The organism is Bradyrhizobium sp. CCBAU 11361, from assembly GCF_028128935.1.
GTDB lineage: Bacteria > Pseudomonadota > Alphaproteobacteria > Rhizobiales > Xanthobacteraceae > Bradyrhizobium > Bradyrhizobium niftali.
The window spans coordinates 1-874 of sequence record NZ_LBJZ01000078.1 but is presented as its reverse complement, the minus strand read 5'-3'; the positions used below and the strand labels follow the sequence as shown (position 1 = coordinate 874).

The following is an 874-nucleotide window of genomic DNA, read 5'->3' as shown; positions in this document are numbered from 1 at the left end:
GGCTGGCCAAACGCCTGAGATAAAGTGGTCGTCTGCACCGGTTGGCTGGGCTGGTGCCGATTGCTTCCGCTTCTGGTCCGAGGGTGAAGTCGGCGCACGTTGGCTGCAACTGATGACAGCCATATGCGGCACCGACCGGATAAGGGCGTGTCGACTGGTCGACGCTCGCGCGTGACCTAGCCTACGTCGGCTTGTGGCCCGTTTGAGACCTTGCGATGGGCACTGAAGATGTCCGCTCATCGGGGCTGACCGGAAGTCATCGCGGGAGGACTAAACCGACGCGAATGACCCACAGCTGACGGCGCCTGTTCTCCAGGAGGGAATGTTTCTGGGCACGGCAGCTATTTCAACCACAGCTTGAGAGGAACTGCCTGTCGATCGGAGCAGTTCATGGTGCCAGTATAGGAGTCTGACAGTTGTCCGCTGTAGGTGCATTCGACCCCCGCAACGGAGAATGTCGCATTCAATTGGGGTGATGAGGCCGATATCTGAAAACGCATTTCACCGGTCTTCTCCTCCGGACCATCTTGAATGCATACGCCGACGTGTTTCATCGTTAATGGCCCAGAGTATTCCTTTATAGGGCCGGAAGCCGTTTCCGTGACGGTGGCGGTCAACTCCCACTCGCCGAGATAGCCGGAGTATCCGATGACCTGAAGTGATTGAGCGACAGCCGGGGTCGCGAGAGCAATCAGAACGATAGGCTGAAAGAATGCTCTCACGATATGCTCCCGTAATATCGCTGCAGCCCCTCAGCGCTTCGTCAGAAACGCGCGCGCGTCGGTAACCTCGGTCCTGGTATTATCCGCAGCATCGGCGATCGCAACGACCTTGCTGTAATACTCGTGTGCCTTGGCGGACTCACCGGACTTTT

The 874-nt window shown here is 57.7% G+C and carries 1 protein-coding gene; it reads right to left on the bottom strand.

The window, feature by feature from the left end; genetic code table 11:
- Positions 1-341 precede the first annotated feature (341 nt).
- Positions 342-722 carry a hypothetical protein gene (locus tag XI08_RS09920; protein ID WP_271574273.1) on the bottom strand — a complete coding sequence of 127 codons (381 nt, stop codon included), beginning with the start codon at positions 720-722 and terminating at the stop codon, positions 342-344.
- Between the last annotated feature and the right edge of the window lie 152 nt (positions 723-874).